The organism is Paraburkholderia sp. BR10954, from assembly GCF_040965775.1.
Taxonomy (GTDB): domain Bacteria; phylum Pseudomonadota; class Gammaproteobacteria; order Burkholderiales; family Burkholderiaceae; genus Paraburkholderia; species Paraburkholderia youngii.
The window spans coordinates 1-2,309 of sequence record NZ_JBFRCK010000144.1 but is presented as its reverse complement, the minus strand read 5'-3'; the positions used below and the strand labels follow the sequence as shown (position 1 = coordinate 2,309).

Below are 2,309 nucleotides of genomic sequence, written 5' to 3'. Positions count from 1 at the left end.
TGCGGATTTCGGCGAACGTGACCGCCGATTTCGGGAACGTGACCGATTCGGCGGGGTTGGGGCGTTGCGCGGTGTCGATTGTAGTTTTCCTTGTCAGTTCTGGTCGAGTTCGGGCTCCAGGACGTTGGGTTTTGGGGATGCTTTTCTGAGCGACTCGCCGGTCAGCGTGATGCGGTGATGACGTTGCATGAGACGATCCAGCATCGCATCGGCGATGGTCTCGTCGCCAATCCAGCCGTGCCAGTGCTCGATCGGCAACTGGCTGGTGATGATGGTCGCCTTGCCTGCCGCGCGGTCATCAATGATCTCGAGTAGATCGTTTCGGACCATCGCGTCGAGGGGCGCCATGCCCCAATCGTCCAGTAGAAGCACGTCAATGCGGGCAACCTGCAGCAACCATTTCGTGAAGCCGCCGTTACCGTGCAGGACGCGCAGTTCCTCGCCCAGTCGCGGCACGCGCAGGTACAACGCTGAGTGCCCGCGCCGACAGGCGTATTGGGCCAGGGCGCAAGCGAGCCACGATTTCCCCGCGCCGGTTGCGCCGCTGATGAGCAGGCTGTAGCCGGCTTCGACCCAATCGCCAAGTGCCAGGCTCGTGAGCGAACGCGGGTCTACGCCTCGGCCAGCGCGAGTGTCGAGATCTTCAATGGCGGCCTGCGGATACTTAAGGCGCGCCTGCTTGAGCAGTCGGGTGCGACGGCGATCATCACGCCAGCTCGTTTCCCGGTCGACCAGCAGCGACAGGCGTTCCTCGAAGCTCAGGCTGGCCACGCCGGGCTGCGTCAACTGTTCCTCCAGTCCGTCAGCGAAGCCATCCAGCTTCAGGGTGCGCAGCTGCGTCAGGGTCTGTTGCATCATCATGGCGTGTTCTCTTTATTGGTAGTAGCTGGGGCCGCGTACGTGCGCATGGCTGGGGCTGATCCAGTCGGCAGGCGCTGTCGTTGCCGCCCGGTCGCGGTTGTTGACCAGGATGTCGCGCACATGGCGGTAACGGTGCACGCCTAGCTCCAATGCCAGCGCACAGGCCGCTTCGAGACGCTCACGACCATAGCGACGTGAGAGCGACAGCAAGCCGAGGCAGGCCCGATAGCCGTGTTCGGGGTGGCGTTGCTCCTGCAGCAGCCGGGTGACGAGCGCGCCGGTTGCCGCGCCAATCTGCTGGCCCCAGTGAATGAGCCGCTGTGGCGTCCATTCGAGATGGGCGCGGTGCGCCGCCGGCATGTGCTCGACGATGGTGGTGTAGGCGCCCGCGCTGTCGTCACGGGCGTGGCTGGCTACACGGCGCCCACGATGCAACAGTTCGACAGCGCCCGCCGTGATTCGCGCATCGAGCTTGAGTCCGACCAGCGCGTGCGGCACGCTGTAGCGGTGTTTGTTGACCTCGACGTGATAGTCGATGTGGACCGTCACCGTCTTGAATCGAGCGAGCTCATAGGGCTGTGCCGGCAGCGGTTGTAGAGCCGGCGCGTCCAGTTCAGCAAATGCGCTGGCACGACATCCCGGCAGCTTCTGGAACGGGCGCTCGTTAAGGTTCTTCAGTAGCGGACGGATCGCGTCATCGACCGACTGGACCGACGCAAACCGGTGATGACGCAGACGCGCCATGATCCAGCGTTCGACCACCTGGACCGCAACCTCTACTTTCGGCTTGTCCCTCGGGCGATAGACGCGAGCAGGCAGGAATGAGGTGCCGTAATGACGCGCGAAGTCCAGCACGGTGTCGCCCGCGCGAGGTTCATAGCGATCGGGATCGGCAATCATCGCGCGCGGGTTGTCCGGCACAATCAGCTGCGGCACGCCGCCATAGAAGCTCAGCGCGCGTGCGATGCCGCCCAGCCAGTCCTCCATCGTTTCGGCCGGCGTCGCGCACGCGAACGTGTAGCTCGAGGCGCCCATGGCCGCCACGAAGATGTGCGCGCGGCGCCCCGTGGTCAGGGGTAACGTGGGGCCAGCGAAGTCGACGAACAGCTTCTCGCCGGCGCGGTGGATCTGCCGCATCGAGCGCTTCAGGCGTTTCGTGAACGCCTTGTAGTGCTCGCAGAACTGCGTGTAGCGGTAGGTCTGCCGGTCCGCAAACTCGGCCTGGTACTCCTCCCACAGCAACGTCAGCGTCACGCCCTTGCGGCGCAGTTCTTGATGGATGCGCCCGTAGTCGGGCTGGGCGTAGGCTGCGGGCCCCGTTGGCTTGCCGAGAAGCCGCCGCTCGAGCTCGCCTTCGTCCATGTCACAGGCACTTGCCCAGTCCAGCCCGGCGGCGCCAGCCAGTCCGACGTACTTCGTGACCACGCCCTTGGAAATGCCCAGCGACG

The 2,309-nt window shown here is 64.7% G+C and carries 2 protein-coding genes; both read right to left on the bottom strand.

What is annotated here, in order from left to right; genetic code table 11:
• Positions 1-93: 93 nt before the first annotated feature.
• Positions 94-861: an IS21-like element helper ATPase IstB gene (gene istB / locus AB4Y34_RS41425; protein ID WP_368719254.1), complete on the bottom strand. Its 768-nt coding sequence runs from the start codon at positions 859-861 to the stop codon at positions 94-96.
• Positions 862-873: 12 nt separating this feature from the next.
• Positions 874-2,309, bottom strand: a 1,436-nt coding sequence (gene istA / locus AB4Y34_RS41420; protein ID WP_368719253.1) for an IS21 family transposase, incomplete at its 5' end; no start/stop codon positions are given.

Bases quoted from the DNA above. Each gene is read 5' to 3' on its own strand.
- istB (WP_368719254.1), bottom strand. From the start codon at position 861: ATGATGATGCAACAGACCCTGACGCAGCTGCGCACCCTGAAGCTGGAT.